Origin of the sequence: Coleofasciculus sp. FACHB-712 (assembly GCF_014695635.1) — a bacterium.
In the GTDB taxonomy this organism is placed as follows: domain Bacteria; phylum Cyanobacteriota; class Cyanobacteriia; order Cyanobacteriales; family FACHB-T130; genus FACHB-T130.
On sequence record NZ_JACJOQ010000194.1, the window covers coordinates 1 to 1,980 of the forward strand.

General features: G+C 48.7%; 3 protein-coding genes. 1 reads left to right on the forward strand and 2 read right to left on the reverse strand.

The genetic code is table 11. The features are described from left to right. Positions 1-656 (reverse strand): aldo/keto reductase (locus H6F50_RS05500; protein ID WP_190427216.1); only part of this gene is annotated, 656 nt, incomplete at its 3' end. A gap of 178 nt (positions 657-834) precedes the next feature. Between H6F50_RS05500 and H6F50_RS05505 the strand changes: the two genes are divergently transcribed. Continuing rightward, positions 835-1,419: a DUF1802 family protein gene (locus H6F50_RS05505; RefSeq protein WP_190427219.1), complete on the forward strand. Its 585-nt coding sequence runs from the start codon at positions 835-837 to the stop codon at positions 1,417-1,419. A gap of 150 nt (positions 1,420-1,569) precedes the next feature. On the opposite strand, the gene H6F50_RS05510 is transcribed toward H6F50_RS05505, so the two are convergent. Beyond that, on the reverse strand, positions 1,570-1,980 hold a 411-nt coding region (locus tag H6F50_RS05510; protein ID WP_190427222.1), incomplete at its 5' end, for an ATP-binding protein.

A 1,980-nucleotide genomic window follows, 5' to 3' on the forward strand; every position in this document is an offset into this window, starting at 1 on the left:
GCTGGATCGAATTGATGATCGGAACCGAATTTTCCAGTTAATAATCCTTGAGCTAGAGACGAATACGCAAGAATTGAAATCTTGTTTTCAACGCAGTAAGGCATGGCATCCTTCTCCACCCAACGCCAAAATAGGGAATAAGGCGGTTGCAAACTATCAATGCGTCCATACTGGGCGGCTTCTTCCAATTGGGCGCGGGAGAAATTAGAAACGCCAATTGCCCGAATTTTACCTTGTTCCTTCAGATGGTTGAGGGCGCTCATGGTTTCTTCAATAGGGACTATTTCGCTTTTGAACACCCCAGAGGGCCAGTGAATTTGGTATAGGTCGATATAGTCGGTTTTTAGGTTTTTGAGAGAGCGATCGCACGCTTCAATCACTTGGTCGTACTTGAGATGATTGGCAAACACCTTGGTTGCATAAACCGCTTGGTCGCGCACATCTGAGAGCGCTTGGGCGACAATCTGCTCAGAGTGCCCCTCACCGTAGACTTCAGCGGTGTCAACGGTGGTGATACCGGCATCAAATGCCTCCCGGATTGCTTTGATCGTGTCGCTGTCTTCAATTCCCACCCACATCTTTTTGCCAGCTTGCCATGTGCCCATGACAATCGGAGAGATTTGAATGTCGGAAGTGCCTAAGTGTCGTTTTTCCATACGTCAATCCTGGTTTATCGGCTTCTGTCTTCATATTAGGCAACACTTGGGGGAAGGGGGACGCGATCGCTTGCTTCGTTTTCAACATCAAATCTGCATCAAATCGGCATCAAAGTAACGATGTTAACTGACCTGTCGTGTAGTCGCTGTTAGCCTGGAATTAGAATATCCGAGACTTATGCAATCCACGACGACCACTACAACCACAACTCACGCCCTCAAAGAATGGGCGGTTGCTGTCGATGCCTTAGAACAAGGCAAAACAATTATGCTGCTACGCAAAGGCGGCATCCGCGAGGAAAACAACCGCTTCACCGTTGCCGAAACAGAAGTTTTGCTCTACCCGACTTATGAACATCAACAGCCCGATTTGCTAAAAAGCGAATATTCCAATCTGGTGCAATCCGTCGCCTCCGGTTGGCATCCAGAAACCATCCGAATCGGTGCTTGGGCTGAAATTACTGATATTTTGCCTGTGAGTGAAGAATCAGCGGTGAGAGGGCTGCTACCGTACCATATTTGGAACGAGCAATTTGTCAGCGATCGCCTTAAATGGAAGCCGCGTCAGCCGATTTATGTGCTGCTACTCCGCACTTACAAACTGACTCAAGCGCAGATTATCGCTTACCACCCGGAATATGGAGGTTGCAAGTCGTGGATCGATCTGGCAAGCGCGATCGCATTTGAGGATGCAAAACCTGTTTTAGATGATGCAGAATATGCTCAGCAAGTCACAACAATTCGGCAAATAGCTAATTGGTGAGAAGTATTCCATTATCCGCTATGTCAAATCTGGTTAATTCGCCGTAATTCTCCGGAACCCCACCCCGCCATCTCCTGCGGCTCCGGCTCCCCTCCTCGCAAGCGGGGAGGGGCTGGGGGTGGGGTTCTTTTATTATGGAAACCGGACATATTACCCATTACCAGGCATTGAATGCGTCAGCGGTAACTCTAAAGTAAACGTTATCTCTTCAGAAGCACTCCTGACTCGAAGAATGCCGCCTAAATGTTGGGTGAGTTTCTGCACCAGCGCTAATCCTAAACCAGTTCCGCCCTGCTTCCAGCGATCGGCACGGGGAATGCGGTAAAACTTGTCAAAAATGCGGGGTAACTCTTCAGGCGGAATCTCGACCCCAGAGTTGCTCACCTTAATTTGCATCATTGCTGAAGCGGCACGAACTGTTACTGTAATGCGTTCTCCCGGTGGGGTATACTTGCACGCATTATTGAGCAACTCTGTCAAAATTCGCTCCACACTGGCTAATTCCGAGACTAGGGTGGGCAAGTTTGAGGGAATATCAACCTGTAAGATTTGTTCGCGTTC